Genomic DNA, 24,554 nt, shown 5'->3' with positions numbered 1-24,554 from the left:
TCAGGCGAGGCCCGCCTCGATGGCGCGGCGGACGGCGTCGGCCCGGTCGCGGATGTCCGCCTTGGCGAACAGGTTGTTGATGTGGGTCTTGACCGTGGCCTCGCTGATGAAGAGCTTCTCGGCGATGCCCCGGTTGGGCAGGCCCTGGCCGATCAGCGTGAGCACCTCGCGTTCGCGGGGCGTGAGGTCCTCGGGCAGGGGCTGCCCCGGTGCGGGCACCCTGGCCCTGGCGGTGGCGAGCAGGCGGTCCTGGACCTCGCGGTCGAGTACGGACTGGCCCGCGGCCGCGGCCCGGATCGCGCGGGTGATGTCCCGGCGTCCGGCGTTCTTGGTCAGGTACCCGCGGGCACCCGCGCCCAGTGCGCCCAGGATCGAGTCGTCGTCCGCGAAGGTGGTCAGCACGACCACCGCCACCTCCGGGTGCCGGCCGGTCAGCCGGCGGGTCGCCTCGATGCCGTCCATCACGGGCATCCTCAGGTCCATCAGCACCACGTCCACCGGCCCGGCGGCGACAGCCGTCAGCACCTCCTCGCCGTTCGCGGCGGCCGCGACCACGTCGATGTCATCGGACAGGGCGAGCACCGCGGCGAGGGGCTCCCGTACGGCGGCCTGGTCGTCGGCGACGACCACCCTCAACCGCTGCTGTTCCTCGGCTGCTTCGCTCATCCCGGGATCACTGCCTCCACTTGCCAGCCGCCCTGGTGCGGCCCTTCGGTGACCGGGCCCGCGCCGACCGTTCCGCCCAGCAGGGCGACGCGTTCGCGCATCCCGATCAGTCCCATCCCGCTGCCGAGGCCCGCGGTCACCGCACGGGTGGCGGGCCGGTTGCGGATGCTCAGTGTGGTCGACGCGGCGGCGAACGTCAGCTCCACGTCGACAGCTCCCCCGGGGGCGTGCCGCGCCGCGTTGGTCAGGGCCTCCTGGGCGATCCGCAGCAGATTCTGGGTCACCCGGGCCGGCACTTCGCGCACGGTCCCCGTGACGGTGAGAACGTCGCGATGGCCCGAGGATTCGAGCAGCGCGGTCAGGCTCTCCAGCAGCGGCAGTGCGTCCTCGCGCAGCGCGTGCACGGTCCACTGCGCCTGCTTCAGGCTCTCCTTGACCAGGCCGTGGGCCTTGTCGTGGGCCTCCCTGGCCTTGGCCAGGTCACCGGTGTCGATCAGCGCGTCCGCCAGCTCCAACTGCATGTTGATCCCGGCGAGCGAGTGCGCGAGGACGTCGTGCACGTCGCGGGCGATCCGGCCGCGCTCGGTCAGTACGGCGGTGCGGGCCTCGGCCCGGGCGGCGCGTTCAGCGGACTCGGCCGCCTCGATCGCCGCCCGTACGGCGCGGCGCTGGGTGCGGTTGACGATGCCGATCAGGACCGGGGTGCCGGTGGTGAGGCCGAACATCCAGGGCAACTGGTCGTGCCCCGGTCCGAGGCGGAAGAAGAGGACGGCGGCGCAGAGCAGGCTGCAGAGCCCGGCGAGCACGAGGGCCGGTCTGGTCTCCAGCCGGTATCCGATGTGTCCGGCGAGGAAGAAGGCGAAGAGGTAAGCCGTCCCACTGCTGCTGACCCCGATCAGGGCGGCCGCCGCGACGAGGCCGAGCGTGAGCCAGCCGAGGGCGAGGCGCGGGGACACCTTGTGCTCGGGCAGGCGCCGGGCCAGCAGCGCCACCGCGTTGACCACGAAGAGGACGGCGACGGCCAGACCCCGGCCGCTGAGGCCCATGGGCCGGATCGTCAGGACTCCCACGGCGATGACCGCGAGGGTCAGCACCCACTGCACACGCGGGTCCTGTCCGGGAACGGGACGCGGTCCCGCCCCCGGGCCGGTGTCCTTCCCGGGAGGCGGGGCGCTGTGGTCCGCGGGCACGGGCCGAACATACTCCACGGTCACGCCGTGCGGTCGAGGACGGCCACGGTGCGGGGCGCCCTGAGCGCCCGACTGCGTATGAAGATCGTGGCCACCCGTGTGACGACCTCGGTGAGGGCCATCAGCACGAATGCCGTCACCCATGCCTGCCGGCTCGTGATGTGGTGCGCGAGGCTGAACCGGGCGACGGCGGCGGCGCCGCCGTGCTCCACCCACACCTGGAAACCCATCCTTGCCCCCATGCCCACGACCCACAGGGCGGCCGACACCGCACCCGCCTTGATCAGGAGGTGGCCGTCGAGGGCACGGATCCGGGTGTAGGCACCCCCGGCGATGCCCAGCGCGGCGCCCACGGCCATCAGGACCGCGACCAGGACGAGGTCGTTGCCCCCGGTGGGAACGGAGTCCAGGTACGAGTACGCCACGAAGGTCACGATCCCCAGCGGGAGCAGGAAGGTCTTGTGGTCGAGACGGTCTTCCCGCAGCTGCCGGAAGACGATCAGGACGAGGGCGATGTCAGTGATCCACTCGGTTGCTGTCATGCCCTACAGACTGCTGCGGCACGGCTCGCGGCACCTGGACCCAGGGGTGGAACCGTGGGTGGAGATCGCATGCCGGCGGGGAGGGCACGCCTAGGCGTTGACCGGCTCCGGTTCCGGGTCGTTCTGTGTCGTCGGCGTCGGGTCGCCTGGCCTGCGGCCGCGGGCCTCCAGCCAGAGGGAGAGGGCCAGCAGGAGGATGCCGAGGGTGAGGAAGCCCCAGGGGAGGTACGAGGTCAGCAGGAGGACGAGGACGCGCTGGGACTTGACCAGGTCGACGGTGTCCTTGATGTAGTCCTCGCGCATCTTCACGTGTCCGGAGAAGACGGTGACCTTGTCGCGGTCGCCCAGGAGCGTGCCGCCGCGCAGTTCGTTGTTCTGGATCTCTTCGCCGTAGACGGGTGCCCCGGTGGTCGGCTCGACCCAGAACTTGCGGACCGTGGTGTACCAGCGGGTGGTGCCGGTCTTGGCGAGGGACTCCGGAGTGATGCCTTTGACGGGCATCGTCTTCGGGAAGGGCACTTTGGTCCAGGGGATGGTCTGCTCGAAGTAGTAGACCTTCAGGCCGCGGAAGTCCTGGGTGCCCTTGTAGTGGATGGGCCGGGTGATGCGGGCCTGCGCGTCGAAGTACTCGTAGTCCCGCTTCTCGGTCAGGAAGGGCCACTTGAACTCGATGCCCTCGCGTTTGACCCGGTCTCCGTCGACCGCCTCGCCCGTGGCGTGCACGGGTTCCTGGCTGTGCGCGTCGAAGATGTAGCGCTCGGGGATCTTGGAGACCATCTTGCCCTTGTCGTCCTGGACGTAGGAGAGGGCGTCCCAGACGACGACGTCACGGGACGAGTCCCCGTCGTTCCTCTCGATCTTCTCGGAGGCCTCCACGTTGCCCTTGAGGGTCTGCACGATGGTGACCTTGTCGATCTTCTTGGCCTTCATGGAGCCGTAGTCGATGAGGGTCGGGTCGTCCGCCTCCAGGACCGTCTCCTGGTACTGGCTCGGCGGGATCTTCGCGAGCCGCGGGAAGGCGTACCAGCGCATGAGCGGGGACAGGGCCGTGAAGAACACGGCGAAGGCGAGCAGGACGAGGCTGGCCTTGCGGCGCATCGCTGCGGCCCTCCCTACGTCTGTGGGTGCTTGGGGACCGTACGTCTAGGGGTGTTCGGGGACGGTGGTGAGGAGCGGCTCGGGGGACGTCTCGCCGGACGGCGCGCCGATCGCCGTGATCGTCAGGACCAGGGCGAGCGCGACGGCGAGGCCGGTGGCGGCGGCGATGAGGGCGCGCATACGGGGGCCTCCCGGTTCGGCTTGCGGCCGGAACTGATAGGGCGTCAGGGCGGGCACCGTAGCAACGGACGGGCGAGATGAGAACACGTTGCACAAACACCGACCGCCCCTCCGCCGTGGTGGCGGAGGGGCGGTCGGGATGTGCGATACCGGGCCCTAGGCGCTGGGAGACGCGCTCGGGGTCGTGCTCGGCGAGGCGCTCGCCGGGTCCGACGGCGTGGGTGTCGTCTCGGGCTCCGCCGCGTTCACCTTCAGCTCGACGGTGAGGATGCCGCCGCCGGCCGTGGCGATGCGCAGCAGATACGTGCCCGCCGCGTCGTCCGCGTACATCCTCGGCAGCTTCAGCAGGCCGTTCGCGTCGGTCTTCAGGCCCTTGAGCATACGGATCGGCTTGCCGTCCGCGCCCTTGAAGTAGGGGCCCTTGTCGTTGGCCGTCGCGTCCGACGCCGATGTGACCATCATGGCGGAGGCCGCGACTCCGGCGGCGGCCCTGCCCTTGTACGTCGCCTTGACCTCGACCCGGTCGGTGAACTCCTTGCCCGCCTCGCAGACCAGCGGCTTGTCGCTGGTCCTGGCGAGCGCGTCGGCCTGGCGCGCGGTGACCTCCGCGGTGAAGTCGACGCCGGGCACCGAGCGGCCCACGACCGTGGCCCGCACGGTGAACTTGCCGGTCCTCTCGCCCGCTTCGAGCACCGGGGCGGTGGCCTTGCCGGTGGAGCCCGTGGTGACGGTGACGCTCCTCGCGCCGCCGTCGAAGCGGGTGTCCGTGGCGCCGGCGATCGTGAACTTCACCTTGACCCCGGACACGAACGAACCCGACTTGGACAGCGCGCGCACCTCGACGCGCTCGGCGAAGGCGTCGCCCGCGGTCGCGGTGAGCGTGCCGGTCCCGGCGTTCGCCAGGTCCGCGACGCGGTCGGCCGGCGAGGGGCCGGGGTCGGGGCGGTCGGGATCGCCACCGCCGTTCGGCGGGTTGGGCTTGTTGCTGCCACCGTTGTTGCCGCCGCCGTTGTTCCCGGGCTTCTCCTTCTCCGGCTTGGACGGCGGCGTGTACGACGGAGTGCTCGGCGTCGTCGGGCTCGGGCTGATGCTCGGGAAGCGGCTGTCGCTGCGCTCGTCGGGCAGCACACCCTTGCCGTCGGGAACCTCGTGGGTGCCCTTGCGGTAGAACTCCAGCCACGACAGGACCGTGTTCAGGTACTCCGTGGAGCGGTTGTAGCTGAGGATCGCCTTGTGCAGGTCGGCCTCGACGGAGAGGTCACGGTCGTTCGCGCACAGGTAGTGGGCGGCGGCGAGCGCCGCGTCGTAGATGTTGTTGGGGTCCTTCTTGCCGTCGTTGTTGCCGTCCCGGCCCGAGGTGGCCCACGTCGACGGGATGAACTGCATCGGCCCGACCGCGCGGTCGTGCGTCACGTCACCGTCGTACGCGCCCTTGTCGGTGTCGGTGATCTTCGCGAAGCCGTTGCCGTTCAGGACCGGGCCGAGGATCGGCTTGAGCGTCGTGCCGCTCGCGTCGACGCGGCCGCCGCGGGCGTGGCCCGACTCGACCTTGCCGATCGCGGCGAGCAGCTGCCAGGGCAGGTTGCAGCCGGGCTTGTCGGTGTTGAGCGCGGTTTCGGCCTTCTTGTACGCGTCGAGGACCGTGGCCGGGACGCCCGCCTCGGCCTTCTTGTCACCGCCGTTCGGCGGGACGGGGCTCTGCAGGGGAGGCAGGTCGGTGTAGTACGGGGAGTCGCCGGTCGCGGAGTCACCGGACGGCGGTGGGGTGTCGGAAGCGCCCGCCGCCTGCCCGTCACGCGGTACGTCCGTCACGCCCGGGGCCTGCGACGCGGCGAGGGCCGCCACCGCCGCCGCGGCCACCGCGGCGGTCACCGTTCCTCTGCGCAGCCGCCTGCCGATTACCGGCGCCATGACCGAGCCACCCCTCCCCTTTTGACGACTGTTGCGCGCCGCCCCCACCCTCGTGCGGGCTTTCCCGCACGGACACGCCTACCTTCGCACGCACGTACACCCAGTGGGTCGGCTCAGGCGACACTACGACAACTTGGCACGACCAGGCACCCGTTCGTGCCCGGTTTTTACCAGTTGGCCAAGACGCCGCGACAGCTCTGTTACGCGGCGGGGTCCGGGTCGTCGTCCTCAGCGGGCGCCGAGCCGTCCGGAACCTCGCTGATCTCGCTTTCCGGCGTCAGCTCCTGGCCGATCGCCCGGCCCTTGTGGAGGCCGCGGTGCACGGCCTGCGCGATGCGCTCGATGGTCCGTACGCCGTACGCCATCGTCGGGTTGTCGTGCGAGAGGACGACGATGCGGTAGGTGCGGCCGCCGCCGGTGAACACGCCGACGCTGTGGACGCGCCAGCCGTGCGTGGCCCGCGGCAGCCAGCCGTTCTTGAGGTGGGCCCGGACGCCGCGGGGCATTCCCGCGGGCACCCCCCAGCGCTGGTCGCGCCGCACCTCGGCCATCTGCCGCAGCCCGTACGCCCGCGCACGCGGGCCGAGAATCCCCCGCACCCCGGTCAACACGTCGAGCAGCCGCGACTGGTCGGCCGCGGTGGTGCCGGTCAGCCCCCAACGGCCGTACGTGCCGAGGGTGGTGGCCGTGGTGCCGACGCGGCGCAGGAAGCGGGAGAGGTAGCGGTACCCGAGGTCGTTCCACAGGCGCTGCGCCGCGTGGTTGTCCGAGACGGTGATCATGGGGCGGATCCGTCGGCGCTCCCAGCCGGTGAGGCCGCGGCGCCACTCCTGCGCGCGGCGCAGCGCCGCCTCCATCACCAGGAGCTTCGCGACGCTCGCCGCGTCGTAGCGGCGCCGGCTCGCGAGCTCGCAGACGAGGCCGGTGCGGGAGTCGTGGACGGACACCGAAACGGTGCCGGCCCTGGACCACAAAGCCGCCCGGATGTCCTTGGACATCCGGGCGGCGAGGGTGGGGTCACGGTCTGCGGTTCCTGCGGTGCCTGCGAGACCTGCGGTGCCTGCGGTGCCTGCGGTGTCTGCGGTGTCTGTCGTGCAGAGGTCCGCGCCCTGCAGGTCGCCGGCTGTGGCGGCGGTCGCCGGTATGGGCACCAGGAGGGCCGTGGTGATCGCCGCGGCGACAGCCGTCCGGCACTTTCGCAGGTGAGAGACCATGCGCTCATCCTGACCCCACGCTCGGCCGGGGGTCGCTTTGCCGGGGGCCACGCGAGTGAGGGGCCGCTGCGCTGGGCTTGAACGGACTCCACTGCGTGGGGGCAGGCCGCGGCGCGGGGCCACGGGGGTTGGACGGTTGTGTTGCGGCTGCGGCGGATCGGTGGTTGCTCGCGCAGTTCCCCGCGCCCCTAAAAACACCCCCCGCACCCCGGCTCAACCACGAGGCCCAGCCCCCGGCTCCCCCAGGGGCGCGGGGAACTGCGCGACCAGCCACCGGCAACCCGCAGACACACACCGGCCCCGGCTGTCTCAGGGGCGCGGGGAACTGCGCGACCAGCCACCGCGCACCCGCAGGCGCACACCCACAAGGCCCGGCACTCTCGAGGGCGCAGGGAACAAGAGGGGGGCACCCGGCACCCGCCGGGTGAGCCCCGTTTCGCCGCCCGTCAGGGCTAGTGGGCCGCGGACTCCCAGTCGCGCCCCACGCCCACCGACACATCCAGCGGCGCCCGCAGGGCCACCGCCCCCGCCATTTCCCTGCGGACCAGCTCCTCCACCCGGTCCCGCTCCCCAGGAGCGATCTCCAGGACGATTTCGTCGTGGACCTGCAGCAGCATGCGGGAGTCGAGCTTCGCCGCGGTGAGCGCCCCGTGCACGTTCAGCATGGCGATCTTGACGATGTCCGCCGCCGTGCCCTGGATCGGCGCGTTCAGAGCCATGCGCTCGGCCATCTCGCGCCGCTGACGGTTGTCGCTGTTGAGGTCGGGGAGATAGCGGCGGCGACCGAGCATCGTCTCGGTGTAACCCGTGGCGCGGGCCTCGTCGACCGCGCGGCGGAGGTAGTCCCGGACTCCGCCGAACCGTTCGAAGTACGTGTCCATCAGCGCGCGCGCCTCGCCCGCCTCGATGTTCAACTGCTGGGAGAGGCCGAACGCGGACAAGCCGTACGCCAGCCCGTACGACATGGCCTTGATCTTGCGGCGCATCTCCGCGTCGACGGCGGAACCGTCGACGTTGAACACCTGGGAGGCGACCGTCGTGTGGAGGTCCTCGCCGGAGGTGAAGGCCTCCAGGAGGCCCTCGTCCTCGGAGAGGTGCGCCATCACACGCAGCTCGATCTGGCTGTAGTCCGCGGTCATGAGGGACTCGAAGCCCTCGCCGACGACGAAGCCTCGGCGGATCGCGCGGCCCTCGTCCGTACGGACGGGGATGTTCTGCAGGTTCGGGTCGGTGGAGGAGAGCCGGCCCGTCGCCGCCACCGTCTGGTTGAAGGTGGTGTGGATGCGGCCGTCCGCGGCGATCGCCTTGATCAGGCCCTCGACGGTGACGCGCAGCTTCGCCTGCTCGCGGTGGCGGAGCATGATGACCGGCAGCTCGTTCTCCGTCTGGGCGGCGAGCCAGGCCAACGCGTCCGCGTCCGTGGTGTACCCGGTCTTCGTCTTCTTCGTCTTGGGGAGGTTCAGCTCGCCGAAGAGGACTTCCTGGAGCTGCTTGGGCGAGCCCAGGTTGAACTCGTGGCCCGCGGCCGCGTGCGCCTCCTTCACGGCCTGCTGCACCGCGCCCGCGAACTGCTGCTCCATCGCCTCCAGGTGCGCGCGGTCCGCAGCGATGCCGTGCCGCTCCAGGCGGGCCAGGAGCGCGGAGGTCGGCAGCTCGATGTCGGTGAGCAGGTCGCTCGCGCCGACCTCCGTCAGCTTCTCACCGAAGGCCGTGCCCAGGTCGAGGATGGTGCGGGCCTGCGACATCAGGGAGTCGGCCTCGGCCCGGTCGTCCTCCTCCGTGCCGAAGGCGAGCTGTCCGTCGGCGGCGGAGGCGGGCGCCAGCTCACGGCCCAGGTACTCCAGGGAGAGCGCGTCGAGGGCGAAGGAGCGCCGGCCCGGCTTCACGAGATACGCGGCGAGGGCCGTGTCCATGGTGACGCCGTCCACCGTCCAGCCGTGCTCCGGGAAGACCCGCATCGCGCCCTTGGCGTTGTGCATGACCTTGGGCTTGGTGGGGTCGGAGATCCAGGCCGCGAAGGCGTTCTCGTCGGCCTCGTCCAGTGTCGCCGGGTCGAACCAGGCGGCCGCCCCGCCGGCGGCAGCCAGCGCGACCTCGGTGACCGTGCCCGTCCCGAGCTGCCAGGTGTCGACCGTGGCGAGCCCGAGGACCGCCTTGCCGTGCTCGGCCAGCCACGGCGCCAGCTCGCCCGCGCCCAGCACCGCGCCGTCCAGCTCCACACCGGGCTCGGCCGGGGTCTGCTCGGCCTCCTCCGCGCCCGGGTCGACGGCGAGCAGCCGCTCCCGCAGCGAGGGGTTACGGATCTCCAGGGTGTCCAGGACCATCGCGAGCGCCGTACGGTCGTACGCCGCGCGCTCCAAGTCGGTGACCGTCTTGGGGAGTTCGACGTCGCGCACCATCTCGGTCAGGCGGCGGTTGAGCTTGACCGCCTCCAGGTGGTCGCGGAAGTTCTGCCCGGCCTTGCCCTTGACCTCCTCGGCGCGCTCGACGAGGTCGGCGAACGAACCGAACTGGTTGATCCACTTCGCGGCCGTCTTCTCACCGACGCCGGGGATGCCCGGGAGGTTGTCCGACGGGTCGCCGCGAAGCGCCGCGAAGTCGGGGTACTGGCTGGGGGTCAGGCCGTACTTCTCGAAGACCTTCTCCGGGGTGAAGCGCGTCAGCTCCGAGACGCCCTTCGTCGGATACAGCACCGTCACGTGGTCGGTGATCAGCTGGAAGGAGTCGCGGTCGCCCGTGACGATGAGCACGTCGAAGCCGGCCGCCTCCGCCTGCGTGGCCAGCGTGGCGATGACGTCGTCCGCCTCGAAGCCGTCCACCGCGAAGCGCACCGCGTGCATCGCGTCGAGCATCTCGCCGATCAGCTCGACCTGGCCCTTGAACTCGTCCGGGGTCTTGGAGCGATTCGCCTTGTACTCCGGGAACTCCTCGGAGCGCCACGTCTTGCGCGACACGTCGAACGCCACCGCGAAGTGCGTGGGCGCCTCGTCGCGCAGCGTGTTCGCCAGCATCGACGCGAAGCCGTAGATCGCGTTCGTCGGCTGGCCCGTCGCCGTCGTGAAATTCTCCGCGGGCAGCGCGAAGAACGCCCGGTACGCCAAGGAGTGCCCGTCCATGAGCATCAGGCGCGGGCGCTGCTCACCGCCCGCCGTCCTGCCCTTCGTCGCCGCGGTCTCGGACTTCTTCTTCGATGCTGTTTCTGCCACGTCCCCGATCCTGCCACGCCCCACTGACAGTCCGGTCCCACGCGGCCCCACCCCCCGGCGTTGTCACCGTCGCGTGGGAGGATCGGAGACGTAGCTCACGTACGTGCTCGAAGGGGAGCCGACCATGGCAAGCAAGCCGCCCAAGGGCGATCCGGTCCAGGACGCGCCGCAGGTCGCCGAGGTCCAGCACGCGGCCGCGGGACTGCCCGCCATCGGTCACACCCTGCGCGCGGCACAGCAGCAGATGGGCGTGCGCCGCACCGCCCTCACCCTGCTCCGCGTCAATCAGAAGGACGGCTTCGACTGCCCCGGCTGCGCCTGGCCCGAGCCGGACCACCGCCACAAGGCGGAGTTCTGCGAGAACGGCGCGAAGGCCGTCGCCGAGGAAGCCACGCTGCGCCGCGTCACCCCCGACTTCTTCGCCGCGCACCCCGTCGCCGACCTCGCCACCCGCAGTGGGTACTGGCTGGGACAGCAGGGCCGCATCACCCACCCCATGTATCTCGCCGAGGACGCCGAGCGGTACGAGCCGGTCTCCTGGGAGCGCGCCTTCGACATCATCGCCGAGGAGATCGCGGCGCTCGACTCCCCCGACGAGTCCGTCTTCTACACCTCGGGCCGCACCAGCAACGAAGCGGCGTTCCTGTACCAGCTCTTCGCCCGCGAGCTCGGCACGAACAACCTCCCCGACTGTTCGAACATGTGCCACGAGTCGTCCGGCTCGGCGCTCACCGAGACGATCGGTGTCGGCAAGGGCAGCGTCCTCCTGGAGGACCTCTACAAGTCGGACCTGATCATCGTCGCCGGGCAGAACCCGGGCACGAACCACCCGCGCATGCTCTCCGCCCTGGAGAAGGCCAAGAACAACGGCGCGAAGATCATCACGGTCAACCCGCTGCCCGAGGCCGGCCTGGAGCGCTTCAAGAACCCGCAGACCGCACAGGGCATGCTCAAGGGCACCGCCCTCACCGACCTCTTCCTGCAGATCCGCCTCGGCGGCGACCAGGCCCTCTTCCGCCTCCTCAACAAACTCATCCTGGAGACCGAGGGCGCCGTCGACGAGGAGTTCGTCCGCGAACACACCCACGGCTACGAAGAGTTCGTCCGGGCCGCCCGGGACGCCGACTGGGACGACACGCTGAAGGCCACCGGCCTGGAGCGCGACCGCATCGAGGAAGCCCTCGCCATGGTCCTCGCCTCGAAGCGCACCGTCGTGTGCTGGGCCATGGGCCTCACCCAGCACAAGCACGCCGTCCCCACCATCCGCGAAGTCGTCAACTTCCTCCTGCTGCGCGGCAACATCGGCCGCCCCGGCGCCGGCGTCTGCCCCGTGCGCGGCCATTCGAACGTGCAGGGCGACCGCACGATGGGCATCTTCGAGCGCCCCGCGCCCGCCTTCCTCGACGCCCTGGAGAAGGAATTCGGCTTCGCACCGCCCCGCCACCACGGCCTGGACGTCGTCCGCGCCATCAAGGCCCTGCGCGACGGCGAAGCGAAGGTGTTCTTCGCCATGGGCGGCAACTTCGTCGCCGCCTCCCCCGACACGGACGTCACCGAAGCCGCCATGCGCCGCGCGCGCCTCACCGTGCACGTCTCGACGAAGCTCAACCGCTCGCACGCCGTCACCGGCGCCCGCGCCCTGATCCTGCCCACACTCGGCCGCACCGAGCGCGACCTCCAGGACAGCGGCGAGCAGGTCGTCACCGTCGAGGACTCCATGGGCATGGTCCACGCCTCACGCGGCCGCCTGGAGCCCGCGAGCGAGCACCTGCTCTCCGAGCCCGCCATCGTCTGCCGCCTGGCCCGCCGCGTCCTCGGCAGCGCCTCGCGCACGCCCTGGGAGGAGTTCGAGAAGGACTACTCCGCCGTGCGCGACCGCATCGCACGCGTGGTCCCCGGCTTCGAGGACTTCAACGCGAAGATCGCCCGCCCCGGCGGCTTCACCCTCCCGCACGCCCCGCGCGACGAGCGCCGCTTCCCCACCGCCACCGGCAAGGCCAACTTCACCGCGGCCCCCGTCGAACATCCAGCCGTCCCGGAGGGACGGCTGCTGCTGCAGACCCTGCGCTCCCACGACCAGTACAACACCACGATCTACGGCCTCGACGACCGCTACCGCGGCATCAAGAACGGCCGTCGCGTCGTCCTCGTCCACCCCGACGACGCCGCGGAGCTCGGCCTCGCCGACGGGACGTACGCCGACCTCGTCAGCGAGTGGCAGGACGGCGTGGAGCGCCGCGCCCCCGGCTTCCGCGTCGTGCACTACCCGACAGCCCGCGGCTGCGCCGCCGCGTACTACCCCGAGACCAACGTCCTGGTGCCGCTGGACGCCACCGCGGACACCAGCAACACCCCTGCCAGCAAGTCCGTCGTCGTACGCCTGGAACAATCATCGCTCGACTGAGCGTTTGCTCAGCGACAGGTGACGCGTGTGACGACGAACGAACGGAGCCGGGCCCCATGGGTGAGCAGCACAGCGTGAAGTTCCCGCAGGAGGTCATCGACGAGTACGCCTCGCTCGGGGTCGATCTGCCCTCCCTGTTCTCGGCGGGACACCTCGGCACCCGCATGGGCGTGCAGGTCCTTGAGGCCTCGGCGGAGCGCGTCGTCGGCACCATGCCGGTCGAGGGCAACACCCAGCCGTACGGCCTGCTGCACGGCGGCGCCTCCGCGGTCCTCGCGGAGACCCTCGGCTCGGTCGGCGCGATGCTGCACGGCGGCGTGCACAAGCTCGCCGTCGGCGTCGACCTGAACTGCACGCACCACCGCGGCGCCCGCTCCGGCCTGGTCACCGGCGTAGCCACGCCCGTGCACCGGGGCCGCTCCACGGCGACGTACGAAATCGTGATCAGCGACGAGCAGGGCAAGCGGGTGTGCAGCGCGCGCCTGACATGCATGCTGCGCGACGCCGGCCCGGCGGCCACGACCGGCTCCGCGGGCGCGGCGGGCTGACCCGGGAGGACCCGGCGAACGGGGCGCCGGCGCGGACGGCGGGCGTGCGGACAAGAGCGCGCGGACAGGGCAGGCGCACGGACGAGGGGCGTACGAACGACGGGCAGGTGCACCGACGACGGCCACATGGCCAAGGCGGACGCCCGGCCAAGGCGGACGCCCGGCCAAGCCGGACACCCCGACGGCGAGGGCACGGACGAGGGCCGCGCGGACAGAGTGGACGCACGCACTGTCGGAGCGTGCGGCTCCGGTCTAGCGTCGGCGCATGAGGCACCGGATATCGCTCTGTGCGCTCGCCCTCGCCGCCGCCGTCGCCACCGGGTGCGGAAGCTCCGGCCACGACGGCCGCGACGGTCATAACGGCCACGGCCGTTCCGACGCGGCCCCCAGCCCCTCCCCCCGCACCACCTCCCCCGCCGACCTGTGCACCACGATCATCACCAAGTGGGCCCGGCAGATCTACGACTCGGGCGACACGACCTACGGCGATTACCAGTCGATGGGCCTGTCGAACGGGCAGTACATGATCCTGCGCGACATCCTGGACGCCGCGCGCGCCGAGCGCAGGCGTGAATCGGCCGCCGCCGGACGGGAGTTGATCGCGCGTCAGGCCCGCGAGCGGTGCGCGGAGCGCCACCGCGGCGGCGGGCCGAGCGGCGGGCCGTGGACGTGAACGCCATCGGCCCCGTCGAGCCGGGCGAGGACACCTACGACCGCGCGTCCGCCCCGCCGCGCCCGGCCCGGCCGGACCCGCGCAGGCTCCGCCACCGCCGCATCGCACTCACCACTGCCGCGGCCGCGGCCGTCGGTGCCGCCGGACTGAGCCTCTATCTCACCCGCCCGGAGCCACCGCCCGCACCGTCCCCGCCGCCCCCGCCCTGGCCGTCGCAGAGCGTGTCGGTGACGTACACGGGCGAGATGTCGCGCCCCGCGGCCGGGGACCGGAACTTCACTTTCGCCGTGACCTTCACCCAGGAGTCCGGGCCGCCGGTGACCGTCCGCGGGGTCGGCCAGCCGTCCGCGGCCCTCTCGGTCAGCACCTCGCCGCCCGCCCCTTTCGCGGTCAAAACGGGATCACCCCGGAAGTTGATCATCAGGATGCACATTCGCGAATGTGGAGAAGTGCCACGGAATGCCGGACTCCCTTTCCTGGAAGTAACGCTGCGTAATACGCGCGCAAACGAGAAGCAGAGTTACATCCTGGGTCCGGAATACGCGAATGATCTTTCCGGCGCCCTCGCGGCCGCATGCCCTCGAACACCGCTGTCATGAGTGAAACAGCATTACAGTCCTGCAGCTTGCGCTGGGGATTCTCAGCATGCGGATACGTCGAGATCCACCGAACAAGGCCATATTCAGCCCCAACCGCCCCCCGCGTTCCAGCCCGGAATACTCCGTGGCATAACAAGAGCGTCACAGCCTTGGTCCGACCACTCCACCAAGAACAAAGCCGCCCTTAGAGTCACGGCCAGTCACCGCGCCCACCGGATTCCTCTCAGTTCGGTTCCGCGCTCGACTCGGCATCCCAACAAGGGACAGCCGTGCCAGGGGAAAGGACTGATCGTGCGTCAACGTTCGCTCATAGCCATCACCGCTGCACTCACCGCGGGGGCTCTCACCCTCACCGCCTGTGGCTCGCGCGACGACAAGGACGACGGGGACGAGGGTGGCGGCGGCACCACCGTGGTCATCGGCGTCGACGCGCCACTGACCGGCGAGCTCTCCGCGCTGGGCCTCGGCATCCGCAACTCCGTCGACCTCGCCACCAAGCAGGCCAACGAGAAGAACTACGTCGACGGCGTCAAGTTCAAGATCGAAGCCCTCGACGACCAGGGCCAGCCCTCGTCCGGCCAGACGAACGCCACCAAGCTCGTCGCCGACAAGGACGTCCTCGGCGCCGTCGGCCCCCTGAACTCCTCCGTCGCCGAATCGATGCAGAAGGTCTTCGACGACGCGAAGCTCGTCCAGGTCTCGCCCGCCAACACCAACCCCGCCCTCACCCAGGGCCCGGACTGGAACGGCGGCAAGAAGGAACGCCCGTACAAGTCCTACTTCCGTACGGCCACCACCGACGCGATCCAAGGCCCCTTCGCGGCCCAGTACCTGTACAACAAGGCCAAGAAGAAGAAGGTCTTCGTCGTCGACGACAAGAAGACCTACGGCGCCGGACTCGCCGCCACCTTCAAGGACGAGTTCACCAAACTCGGCGGCAAGGTCGTCGGCACCGAACACATCAATCCGGACACCAAAGACTTCGGCGCCGTCGCCACCAAGATCCGGAACTCGGACGCCGACCTCGTCTACTACGGCGGCGAATACCCGCAGGCCGGACCCCTCAGCAAGCAGATGAAGCAGGCCGGCTCGAAAGCCCCGCTCGTCGGCGGCGACGGCATCTACAGCGCCGACTTCATCAAACTCTCCGGCAAACAGGGCGTCGGCGACTACGCCACCTCCGTCGGCCAGCCCGTCGAAGAACTCCCCTCGGCCAAGGAGTTCATCGCCAACTACAAGAAAGCCGGCTTCAAGGAAGCCTACGAGGCCTACGGCGGCTACTCCTACGACAGCGCCTGGGCCATCATCGAAGCCGTCAAGAAGGTCGTCGACGACAACGACGGCAAACTCCCCGACGACGCCCGCGCCAAGGTCATCGACGCCATGAAGGGCGTCTCCTTCGACGGCGTCACCGGCAAGGTCTCCTTCGACGAATACGGCGACGCGACCAACAAGCAGCTCACCGTCTACCAGGTCAAGACCACCGACCCGAAGACCGGCTGGAAGCCCGTCGAATCCGGCACATACACCGGGAGCAACTGACCCTCCCGGCCCGTAGCCCACACGACAACCCGCGCGGGGCGCCGCAGACAAGCGCCCCGCGCGGCGTCGCATCCGTCGCTCGAAAGACTCGGAGGACCTGCGGTGCACGAACTGCCGCAACAGCTGGTCAACGGCCTGCTACTGGGATCCATGTACGGCCTGATCGCCATCGGCTACACAATGGTCTACGGCATCGTCCAGCTCATCAACTTCGCCCACGGCGAGATCTTCATGACCGGCGGATTCGGCGCCCTCACCGTCTGGATCTGGCTCCCCGCCGACACCAGCATGTGGGCCGCCGTCCCCCTCATGCTCATAGGCGCCATCTTCGTCTCCACCACCATCGCCGTCGGCGCCGAACGCTTCGCCTACCGACCCCTGCGCGAAGCCCCCCGCCTCGCCCCGCTCATCACCGCCATCGGACTCTCCCTCGCCCTCCAGCAAGCCGTCTGGGCCTGGTACCCCGAGGCGAAGTCCGCCCGCTCCTTCCCCGAACTGCCCGGCGGCTCCATCCACATCGGCTCCGTCACCATGCAGCCCGGCGACGTCTTCCTGCTCATCGCCGCACCCATCTGCATGGTCGCCCTCGGCTACTTCGTCATGAAGACCCGCATCGGCCGCGGCATGCAAGCCACCGCACAGGACCCCGACACCGCCAAGCTCATGGGGATCAACACCGACCGCGTCATCGTGGTCGCCTTCGCCATCGGCGCCGCCTTCGCCGGCATCGCCGCCGTCGCCCGCGGACTCAAATACGGCCAGATCGACTTCCGCATGGGATTCATCCTCGGCCTCAAGGCCTTCACCGCGGCCGTCCTCGGCGGCATCGGCAACATCTACGGCGCCATGATCGGCGGCGTCGTCCTCGGACTCGCCGAATCCATGGCCACCGCCTACATCAACGACGTACCCGGCATGGACAAGCTCGGCGGCCAGTCCTGGGCCGACGTCTGGGCGTTCGTACTCCTCATCGTCGTCCTCCTCGTCAGGCCCCAAGGCCTCCTCGGCGAGCGTGTCGCGGACAGGGCGTGACAACCATGACCACACAGACCACCGCAGCCGACAGCCCCCGTCCGCACAAGGACAAGCCGGCCACCGGGCTCATCCCTCTCCCCGTCGGCCCCGCCCGCGCCCTCGCCACCGGCGGCGGCGTCCTCACCATCGTCTCCGCCTTCCTCGCCTGGACCTGGACCGCCCGATTCCCCGGCGACCTCACCGTCTACGGCTACCCCGGCGGCCTCCAATGGCTCGTCCTCATCGCCGGCGCCCTCACCACCCTCTACGGCCTCGCCTCCTACGGCACCAAGGGCCTCCGTGCCCTCGCCCCCGCCGGAGCCGACGCCGCCCTCAAATACGCCGCACTCGCCGCCTTCGCCACCACCTGGTACACGATCTTCGCCATCGCCAAGAAGCTCGGCGGACTCGCCAACCTCGAACCCGGCGGCTGGATCGCGGGCATCGCCACCCTCATCGCCCTCACCGGCGCCCTCGCACTGCCCTTCCAGCGACCGCACACCTACCCGGTCGACGAGGAGGACAGCTCCTGGGAGCAGTTCAAGCACCGCGCGCGCAACGCCAAGACGATCGTCAAGGGCGCCTTCGCCGCGGACACCCCGGCCCCGCCCCGCAAGCTCAACTCGTACCTCGAGATCCTGATCATCATCGCGGCCCTCGCCACCGGCCTGCTCGTCTTCACCTACGGCATCGGCACCGAGTACGACGAACTCTTCATCGGGTTCCTCATCACGGTCGGCCTCGGCTTCGCCGCACTCGCCAAGGCGGGGCTCGTCGCACAGGTCTCCACGTACACCGCACGGCACCGCAACATCACCCTCATCGGCGCGTTCCTCGCCGCCGCCGCGTTCCCCTTCACCCAGAGCGACGACCAGTACGCCACCATCGGCGTCTACATCCTCATCTTCGCCACCGTCGCCCTCGGCCTGAACATCGTCGTCGGCCTCGCGGGCCTCCTCGACCTCGGATACGTCGCCTTCCTCGGCGTCGGCGCCTACGCCGCGTCCATGGTCTCCGGATCCCCCGCCTCACCCTTCGACGTCCACCTGCCGTTCTGGGCCGCCATCCTCGTCGGCGCCGGCGCCTCCCTCGTCTTCGGCGTCCTCATCGGCGCCCCCACCCTCCGGCTGCGCGGCGACTACCTCGCCATCGTCACCCTCGGCTTCGGCGAGATCTTCCGCATCGCCGCCAACAACTCCGACGGCTCCTCCGGACCCGACATCACCAACGGCTCCAACGGCATCTCCTCCGTCCCGAACCTGAAGATCTTCGGCTTCGACTTCGGACTCGAACACAGCATCGCGGGCTTCACCATCGGCCGGTTCGCGAACTACTTCTTCCTGATGCTCCTCATCACCCTCGTGGTGGTCCTCGTCTTCCGCCGCAGCGGGGACTCCCGCATCGGCCGCGCCTGGGTCGCCATCCGCGAGGACGAGACCGCGGCCCTCGCCATGGGCATCAACGGCTTCCGCGTCAAACTCATCGCCTTCGCCCTCGGCGCCTCCCTCGCCGGACTCGCCGGCACGGTCCAGGCCCACGTGACCTACACCGTCACGCCCGAGCAGTACCAGTTCGCCAACTCCGTGCCACCCAACTCCGCCTTCCTCCTGGCGGCCGTCGTCCTCGGCGGCATGGGCACCATCAGCGGACCCCTCGTCGGCGCCGCGCTGCTCTACCTCATCCCCAACAAGCTCCAGTTCCTCGGCGACTACCAGCTTTTCGCCTTCGGACTCGCCCTCGCACTCCTCATGCGCTTCCGCCCCGAAGGCCTCATCCCCAACCGCCGCCGCCAGCTCGAATTCCACGAATCCGAGCTGCCGCCCGGCGAGACGCCGCCACCCGCAGTCCTCAGCAAGACGGGGGTCTGACCCATGACCACGGACACGACGAAGAAGGACCCCACACCGGCCGCCCCGGCCGGCGAGACCGTCCTCGACGCCCGCGGCGTCACCATGCGCTTCGGCGGCCTCACCGCCGTACGCTCCGTCGACCTCACCGTCAACACCGGCGAAATCGTCGGCCTCATCGGACCCAACGGAGCCGGCAAGACCACCTTCTTCAACTGCCTCACCGGCCTCTACATCCCCACCGAGGGCGAAGTCCGCTACAAACGCACTGTCCTGCCCGCCAAGTCCTTCAAGGTCACCGCAGCAGGCATCGCCCGCACCTTCCAGAACATCCGCCTCTTCGCCAACATGACGGTCCTGGAGAACGTGCTCGTCGGCCGCCACACGCGGACTAAGGAAGGCCTCTGGTCGGCGCTCCTGCGCGGCCCCGGATTCCACAAGGCGGAAGCCGCGTCCAAGGCCCGCGCCATGGAACTCCTCGAATTCGTCGGCCTCGCCGAGAAAGCCGAACACCTCTCGCGCAACCTCCCCTACGGAGAGCAGCGCAAGCTGGAGATCGCCCGCGCACTGGCGAGCGAGCCGGGGCTCCTCCTGCTCGACGAGCCCACCGCCGGCATGAACCCCCAGGAGACCCGCGCCACCGAGGAACTCGTCCTCGCCATCCGCGACATGGGCATCGCCGTCCTCGTCATCGAGCACGACATGCGCTTCATCTTCAACCTCTGCGACCGCGTCGCCGTCCTCGTCCAGGGCGAAAAACTCGTCGAAGGATCCAGTGAGACGGTCCAACAGGACGACCGCGTCATCGCCGCCTACCTCGGCGAGCCCTTCGAGGAGAACAACAAATGACCGCACTCCTTGAGGTCGAGGACCTCCGCGTCGCCTACGGCAAGATCGAAGCCGTCAAAGGCATCAGCTTCAAGGTCGAGGCCGGCGAAGTCGTCACCCTCATCGGCACGAACGGCGCGGGCAAGACGACCACGCTCCGGACCCTGTCCGGACTGCTCAAGCCGGTGGGCGGCTCGATCAGGTTCAACGGAAAGCCCCTGCGCAAATACCGGGCCGACCAGATCGTGGCCCAGGGCCTCGCCCACTCCCCCGAAGGCCGCCACATCTTTCCCCGCATGACCATCGAGAACAACCTCCGCCTCGGCGCCTACCTCCGCTCCGACAAAGCAGGCATCGAGAAGGACATCCAGCGGGCCTACGAACTCTTCCCCATACTCGGAGAACGGAAGAAGCAGGCCGCGGGCACGCTGTCGGGCGGCGAGCAGCAAATGCTGGCGATGGGCCGCGCCCTGATGTCCCAGCCCAAGCTGCTCATGCTCGACGAGCCCTCCATGGGCCTCTCACCGATCATGATGCAGAAGATCATGGCCACGATCTCCGAGCTCAAGGCCAACGGCACGACGATCCTCCTCGTCGAGCAGAACGCCCAGGCCGCGCTCTCGCTGGCCGACCACGGCCACGTCATGGAGGTCGGCAGGATCGTCCTCTCCGGCACGGGCAGCGACCTGCTGCACGACGAGTCCGTGCGGAAGGCGTACCTGGGCGAGGACTGACCACGCCTTCCTGGGCATACGAGGAGGCCCGCACCCCGATCGCAGGGTGTGGGCCTCCTCGTACCACCGTCGCGGGCGGTCAGCCCTTAGACGCCTTCTTCTCCTCGGCGTCCTCGATGACCGCCTCCGCGACCTGCTGCATCGAAAGACGGCGGTCCATCGACGTCTTCTGGATCCACCGGAACGCGGCGGGCTCCGTCAGGCCGTACTCCGTCTGCAGGATCGACTTCGCCCGGTCGACCAGCTTCCGCGTCTCAAGGCGCTGAGAGAGGTCCGCGACCTCCTTCTCCAGCGCCTTCAGCTCCGTGAACCGCGAGACGGCCATCTCGATGGCCGGGACGACGTCGCTCTTGCTGAACGGCTTCACGAGGTACGCCATCGCGCCGGCGTCGCGGGCCCGCTCGACGAGGTCGCGCTGCGAGAACGCGGTGAGCATGAGGACGGGGGCGATGGACTCCTCGGCGATCTTCTCCGCCGCGGAGATGCCGTCGAGGACAGGCATCTTCACATCCAGAATCACCAGGTCCGGCCGGTGCTCGCGGGCCAGCTCGACGGCCTTCTCACCGTCACCGGCCTCGCCGACGACGCTGTAGCCCTCTTCCTCCAGCATCTCTTTGAGGTCGAGCCGGATCAGGGCCTCGTCCTCGGCGATGACGACACGGGTCGTCACCGGAGGCACGTGCGACTGGTCGTCGTCCGACGCGTCGGTGGGCTGGGGCGACTCGGGGGCGGTCACGGGGGGCTCCTCGTTGCGGGGCAGGCTACTGCTTGCCCTGAGCCTACCTAGCTCCTGTATGTTTAGGGCACGGCGGCTCCCCGTTAGCCTTCGTTCTGAAGGATGCCCCGGTAGCCCAGCGGTAGAGGCAGTGGTCTCAAACACCATCCAGCGTGGGTTCGAATCCCACCCGGGGCACTTTTCCTACGATTCGAAGGTCACGCTCCGGACCCGGATCCCTTCCTTATCGTGAAGATCCGCTTCCCGCTGACATCCGTTATTCGCTGTCGTCCTCGCCGATGTGGTGGACGCGTACCAGGTTCGTCGAGCCCGAGACTCCCGGTGGGGAGCCGGCCGTGATGACGACCACGTCGCCCTTTTCGCAGCGGCCGATCTTCAGGAGCAGTTCGTCGACCTGGTCGACCATCGCGTCGGTGGAGTCGACGTGCGGGCCGAGGAAGGTTTCCACTCCCCAGGTGAGGTTGAGCTGGGAGCGGGTGGCCTTGTCGGGGGTGAAGGCGAGGAGCGGGATGGGTGAGCGGTAGCGGGAGAGGCGGCGGACCGTGTCGCCGGACTGGGTGAAGGCGACCAGGAACTTCGCGCCGAGGAAGTCGCCCATTTCGGCGGCGGCGCGGGCGACGGCGCCGCCCTGGGTGCGAGGCTTGCTGCGTTCCGTCAGTGGGGGCAGGCCCTTCGCCAGGATGTCCTCTTCCGCCGCTTCGACGATGCGGCCCATCGTCTTGACCGTCTCGATGGGGTACTTGCCGACGCTGGTCTCGCCGGAGAGCATCACGGCGTCGGTGCCGTCGATGACGGCGTTGGCGACGTCGCTCGCCTCGGCCCTGGTGGGGCGGGAGTTGTCGATCATCGAGTCGAGCATCTGCGTGGCGACGATGACGGGTTTGGCGTTGCGCTTGGCGAGTTTGATGGCGCGCTTCTGGACGATCGGGACCTGTTCGAGGGGCATTTCGACGCCGAGGTCGCCGCGGGCGACCATGATGCCGTCGAAGGCGGCGACGATGTCCTCGATGTTGTCGACGGCCTGAGGCTTTTCGACCTTGGCGATGACGGGGAGGCGGCGGCTCTCTTCGTCCATGATGCGGTGGACGTCTTCGATGTCGCGTCCGCTGCGGACGAAGGAGAGGGCGATGACGTCGCATCCTGAACGCAGGGCCCAGCGGAGGTCTTCCTCGTCCTTGTCGGAGAGGGCGGGGACGGAGACGGCGACGCCGGGGAGGTTGAGGCCCTTGTGGTCGGAGACCATGCCGCCTTCGATGACGGTGGTGGTGACGCGGGGCCCGTCGACCGCTGTGACTTCGAGGGTCACTTTGCCGTCGTCGACGAGGATGCGCTCGCCGGTGGTGACGTCGGCCGCGAGGCCGTCGTAGGTGGTGCCGCAGAGGTGGCGGTCCCCTTCGACGCCGTCTTCGACGGTGATGGTGAACTCGTCGCCGCGTTCGAGTAGTACGGGGCCTTCGCGGAAGCGGCCGAGGCGAATCTTCGGGCCTTGAAGGTCGGCGAGAATGCCGACGCTGCGGCCGGTCTCCTCGGAGGCCTTTCGCACGCGCTGGTAGCGCTCCTCGTGTTCGGCGTGGGTGCCGTGGCTGAGGTTGAAGCGGGCGATGTCCATTCCGGCTTCGACCAGTGCCTTGATCTGGTCGTACGAGTCGGTGGCGGGTCCCAGGGTGCAGACGATTTTTGCTCGGCGCATGGTTCGAGCCTAGGGCTTACCGGCGGGTAGAGAATTGGTCGGGGGTGACTACTCAACAACCTTTATATGAAGGGTTATTGACAAGTGTTGAATTGTGCGGGGAGCCGCTCCGATGAGCGGCTCCGGGCGTCAACCGGGTACGTCCATGCGCTGCGTGCCGACGACCGAGAGCAGGCGCAGCGCCTCCTCCGACGGTGAGCCGGGGACGGCGGTGTAGATGACGACGCGCTGGTCCCGGTCGGTGATGTCGAGGACGTCGCATCTGACGGCGACAGTGCCGACCAGGGGATGTTCGAAGGTCTTGCACAGGGTGGGCCGGTCGGTCACGTCGTGGGCGGCCCACAGCCGGGCGAACTCCTCGCTGCCTGCGAGGAGTTCCTCTACCAGGCCGTTCACCTCCGGGTCATCGGGGTAGCGGGCCGCGGCCGCGCGCAGGTGCTGTGCGGAGGTCCGGGCGAATTCCTCGGCGTCCGAGACGCCGTACAGCCGCCGGCCCTGCCGGCAGGGGGTGAGGAAGGTGCGCCGGATGAGGTTCCGCTCGCGGGCGGGCAGGGCGGAGAAGTCCTCCATGAGGGCGGCCGCCAGCGGGTTCCAGGCGATGACCTCGTACGTCGCCGACAGGACGACCGCCGCGGCCTCCGGCAGCCGGTGCAGCAGGTCGACGATGCTCTGCCGCACCTCCCTGGAGGGTCCGGGCGGCGGGGCGGGGGAAAGTCCGGCCAGGTGGTTGAGGTGGTCGCGCTCGACGTCCGACAGGCGCAGGGCGCGGCCGATCTGGGCCAGGACCTCGCGGGAGGGGTGCGGGGCGCGGGCCTGTTCCAGGCGTGCGTAGTACTCGGGCGAGATGAAGGCGAGCTGTGCCACCTCCTCGCGGCGCAGGCCGGGGGTGCGGCGGCGCGTCCCTGCGGGCAGTCCCACGTCGGCGGGGGTGATCCGGGCGCGCCTGCTGCGCAGGAAGTCGCCAAGCTCTTCTCGTACTCGTCGGTCCACGGGTCAAGTGTGTACCGGCGCCGAGGTGCCCAGCCAGGCACTGCTGGTGCCTGGCTGGGCGGGCCGGCCGGGCGCAGGCTCGTCGGCATGAACAACGCCAGGAACAACGCCAACGCCGTGGGCCTCACCACGAACGACATCATCAAGAACGACTCGTCGGACCCGTCCCCCGCGGCCTCGGGGCTGCTCGCCGGGAAGGTCGCCTTCATCACCGGAGCCGGCCGTGGCATCGGTGCCGCCGCGGCGCGGCTGTTCGCCGCGGAGGGTGCCCGGGTGCTCCTCGCGGCGCGCTCGGAGGACCAGCTGAAGGCGGTGGCCGAGGAGATCCGGGCGTCGGGCGGCGTCGCGGACCACGCGGTGTGCGACTTGGCCGACCCGGCGAGTGTGCGGGGTGCGGTCGACCGCGCCGTGGAGTTGTACGGCCGGCTCGACGTCGCCTTCAACAATGCTGCGACGGGTCAGCCGCCCGGCCCGCTGGACGAGTTGTCGGGAGCCGATTTCGACCGTCTGTACGCCGTCAATCTGAAGGGCCCGTGGGTGGCGATGTCCGCGGAGATAGCGGCCATGCGTGCGACGGCGGGACGCGGGGCCATCGTCAACACGTCCAGCGTCGGCGCTCTGATGGCCAATCCGCAGCTGCCCGCGTACGGGGCGTTGAAGCGGGCGTTGAACAGTCTGACGGAGTCGGCGGCGGCCACGTACGGTCCGGAGGGGATCCGGGTGAACGCCGTCGCGCCCGGTACGACGCTCACCGAGTTGCTCTTCGAGTGGGACGAGCGGTCTCCGGGCACGGTCGACGCGCTCAACGCGCGGACGCCGCTGGGGCGTGCCGCCGAGCCGCGGGAGATCGCCGAGGCCGCCGCGTGGCTGCTGAGCGACCGCGCCTCCTATGTCACCGGCACGGTCCTGCGGGTCGACGGGGGCATGCTGGCCTGAGGCCCG

General features: G+C 69.8%; 21 protein-coding genes and 1 tRNA gene. 10 read left to right on the top strand and 12 right to left on the bottom strand.

Annotated features, from left to right (window positions below; translation table 11 throughout):
* The 8 genes from ACH4D5_RS27225 to polA form a co-directional block, all read right to left on the bottom strand.
* Window positions 1–666: a response regulator gene (locus tag ACH4D5_RS27225; protein ID WP_398307395.1), complete on the bottom strand. Its 666-nt coding sequence runs from the start codon at window positions 664–666 to the stop codon at window positions 1–3.
* Entirely contained in the window at window positions 663–1,874 is a 1,212-nt protein-coding gene (locus ACH4D5_RS27220; RefSeq protein WP_398307393.1) for a histidine kinase, read from the bottom strand. Before ACH4D5_RS27220 ends, ACH4D5_RS27225 begins: the two co-directional genes overlap by 4 nt.
* A 2-nt stretch (window positions 1,875–1,876) precedes the next feature.
* Window positions 1,877–2,398: a hypothetical protein gene (locus tag ACH4D5_RS27215; RefSeq protein ID WP_398307391.1), complete on the bottom strand. Its 522-nt coding sequence runs from the start codon at window positions 2,396–2,398 to the stop codon at window positions 1,877–1,879.
* A gap of 90 nt (window positions 2,399–2,488) precedes the next feature.
* A complete protein-coding gene (locus ACH4D5_RS27210) occupies window positions 2,489–3,496 on the bottom strand; it encodes a DUF3068 domain-containing protein (protein ID WP_398307389.1) in 1,008 nt (335 codons plus the stop codon).
* A 45-nt stretch (window positions 3,497–3,541) separates the two neighbouring features.
* Window positions 3,542–3,676: an SPW_0924 family protein gene (locus tag ACH4D5_RS27205; RefSeq protein WP_205040239.1), complete on the bottom strand. Its 135-nt coding sequence runs from the start codon at window positions 3,674–3,676 to the stop codon at window positions 3,542–3,544.
* Between the two features lie 156 nt (window positions 3,677–3,832).
* Entirely contained in the window at window positions 3,833–5,587 is a 1,755-nt protein-coding gene (locus ACH4D5_RS27200) for a lytic transglycosylase domain-containing protein (RefSeq protein WP_398307387.1), read from the bottom strand.
* Between the two features lie 200 nt (window positions 5,588–5,787).
* Entirely contained in the window at window positions 5,788–6,801 is a 1,014-nt protein-coding gene (locus ACH4D5_RS27195) for a serine hydrolase (RefSeq protein WP_398307385.1), read from the bottom strand.
* A 452-nt stretch (window positions 6,802–7,253) separates the two neighbouring features.
* Window positions 7,254–10,007 (bottom strand): DNA polymerase I, encoded by a 2,754-nt coding sequence (gene polA / locus ACH4D5_RS27190; RefSeq protein ID WP_398307383.1) that lies wholly within the window; start codon window positions 10,005–10,007, stop codon window positions 7,254–7,256.
* 124 nt (window positions 10,008–10,131) lie between these two features.
* On the opposite strand from polA, the gene ACH4D5_RS27185 reads away from it, so the two are divergent.
* The 3 genes from ACH4D5_RS27185 (at window position 10,132) to ACH4D5_RS27175 (ending at window position 13,632) form a co-directional block, all read left to right on the top strand.
* Complete coding sequence (locus ACH4D5_RS27185; RefSeq protein WP_398307381.1) at window positions 10,132–12,411, top strand: FdhF/YdeP family oxidoreductase; 2,280 nt, start codon at window positions 10,132–10,134, stop codon at window positions 12,409–12,411.
* A 56-nt stretch (window positions 12,412–12,467) separates the two neighbouring features.
* Complete coding sequence (locus tag ACH4D5_RS27180; RefSeq protein WP_398307379.1) at window positions 12,468–12,959, top strand: PaaI family thioesterase; 492 nt, start codon at window positions 12,468–12,470, stop codon at window positions 12,957–12,959.
* Window positions 12,960–13,224: 265 nt separating this feature from the next.
* Window positions 13,225–13,632 (top strand): hypothetical protein, encoded by a 408-nt coding sequence (locus tag ACH4D5_RS27175; protein WP_398307377.1) that lies wholly within the window; start codon window positions 13,225–13,227, stop codon window positions 13,630–13,632.
* A gap of 154 nt (window positions 13,633–13,786) precedes the next feature.
* Here ACH4D5_RS27175 and ACH4D5_RS27170 read toward each other — a convergent pair whose 3' ends face one another.
* Entirely contained in the window at window positions 13,787–14,053 is a 267-nt protein-coding gene (locus ACH4D5_RS27170; RefSeq protein ID WP_398307376.1) for a hypothetical protein, read from the bottom strand.
* Between the two features lie 469 nt (window positions 14,054–14,522).
* Here ACH4D5_RS27170 and ACH4D5_RS27165 point away from each other — a divergent pair, with 469 nt between their 5' ends.
* The 5 genes from ACH4D5_RS27165 (at window position 14,523) to ACH4D5_RS27145 (ending at window position 20,196) form a co-directional block, all read left to right on the top strand.
* The gene (locus ACH4D5_RS27165) at window positions 14,523–15,773 is read left to right on the top strand and encodes a branched-chain amino acid ABC transporter substrate-binding protein (protein WP_398307374.1); all 1,251 of its coding nucleotides are present in this window, start codon (window positions 14,523–14,525) and stop codon (window positions 15,771–15,773) included.
* Between the two features lie 102 nt (window positions 15,774–15,875).
* Window positions 15,876–16,805, top strand: coding sequence for a branched-chain amino acid ABC transporter permease (locus ACH4D5_RS27160; protein ID WP_398307372.1), 930 nt, complete (start codon window positions 15,876–15,878; stop codon window positions 16,803–16,805).
* A 5-nt stretch (window positions 16,806–16,810) separates the two neighbouring features.
* A complete protein-coding gene (locus ACH4D5_RS27155; RefSeq protein ID WP_398307370.1) occupies window positions 16,811–18,655 on the top strand; it encodes a branched-chain amino acid ABC transporter permease in 1,845 nt (614 codons plus the stop codon).
* A 3-nt stretch (window positions 18,656–18,658) separates the two neighbouring features.
* Window positions 18,659–19,483 carry an ABC transporter ATP-binding protein gene (locus ACH4D5_RS27150; protein ID WP_398307368.1) on the top strand — a complete coding sequence of 275 codons (825 nt, stop codon included), beginning with the start codon at window positions 18,659–18,661 and terminating at the stop codon, window positions 19,481–19,483.
* Window positions 19,480–20,196 carry an ABC transporter ATP-binding protein gene (locus ACH4D5_RS27145; RefSeq protein WP_398307366.1) on the top strand — a complete coding sequence of 239 codons (717 nt, stop codon included), beginning with the start codon at window positions 19,480–19,482 and terminating at the stop codon, window positions 20,194–20,196. Before ACH4D5_RS27150 ends, ACH4D5_RS27145 begins: the two co-directional genes overlap by 4 nt.
* A gap of 79 nt (window positions 20,197–20,275) precedes the next feature.
* Here the strand turns inward: ACH4D5_RS27145 and ACH4D5_RS27140 are convergent, their stop codons facing one another.
* Window positions 20,276–20,932 carry an ANTAR domain-containing response regulator gene (locus ACH4D5_RS27140; RefSeq protein WP_398307364.1) on the bottom strand — a complete coding sequence of 219 codons (657 nt, stop codon included), beginning with the start codon at window positions 20,930–20,932 and terminating at the stop codon, window positions 20,276–20,278.
* 104 nt (window positions 20,933–21,036) lie between these two features.
* Between ACH4D5_RS27140 and ACH4D5_RS27135 the strand changes: the two genes are divergently transcribed.
* Window positions 21,037–21,109 (top strand) — tRNA-Leu (locus ACH4D5_RS27135).
* A 79-nt stretch (window positions 21,110–21,188) separates the two neighbouring features.
* Here ACH4D5_RS27135 and pyk read toward each other — a convergent pair.
* Window positions 21,189–22,622, bottom strand: a complete 1,434-nt coding sequence (gene pyk, locus ACH4D5_RS27130; RefSeq protein ID WP_398307362.1) for a pyruvate kinase — start codon at window positions 22,620–22,622, stop codon at window positions 21,189–21,191.
* A 129-nt stretch (window positions 22,623–22,751) separates the two neighbouring features.
* Complete coding sequence (locus ACH4D5_RS27125) at window positions 22,752–23,612, bottom strand: helix-turn-helix transcriptional regulator (protein ID WP_398307360.1); 861 nt, start codon at window positions 23,610–23,612, stop codon at window positions 22,752–22,754.
* Between the two features lie 87 nt (window positions 23,613–23,699).
* On the opposite strand from ACH4D5_RS27125, the gene ACH4D5_RS27120 reads away from it, so the two are divergent.
* On the top strand, window positions 23,700–24,548 hold the full coding sequence (locus tag ACH4D5_RS27120) for an SDR family NAD(P)-dependent oxidoreductase (RefSeq protein WP_398307358.1): 849 nt from the start codon (window positions 23,700–23,702) through the stop codon (window positions 24,546–24,548).
* The last annotated feature ends 6 nt before the right edge of the window (window positions 24,549–24,554 follow it).

It is taken from the genome of Streptomyces sp. NPDC018029, from assembly GCF_044327655.1.
Taxonomy (GTDB): domain Bacteria; phylum Actinomycetota; class Actinomycetes; order Streptomycetales; family Streptomycetaceae; genus Streptomyces.
Note: the sequence above shows the minus strand (reverse complement) of the source record. Positions and strands in the feature narration are given on the sequence as shown.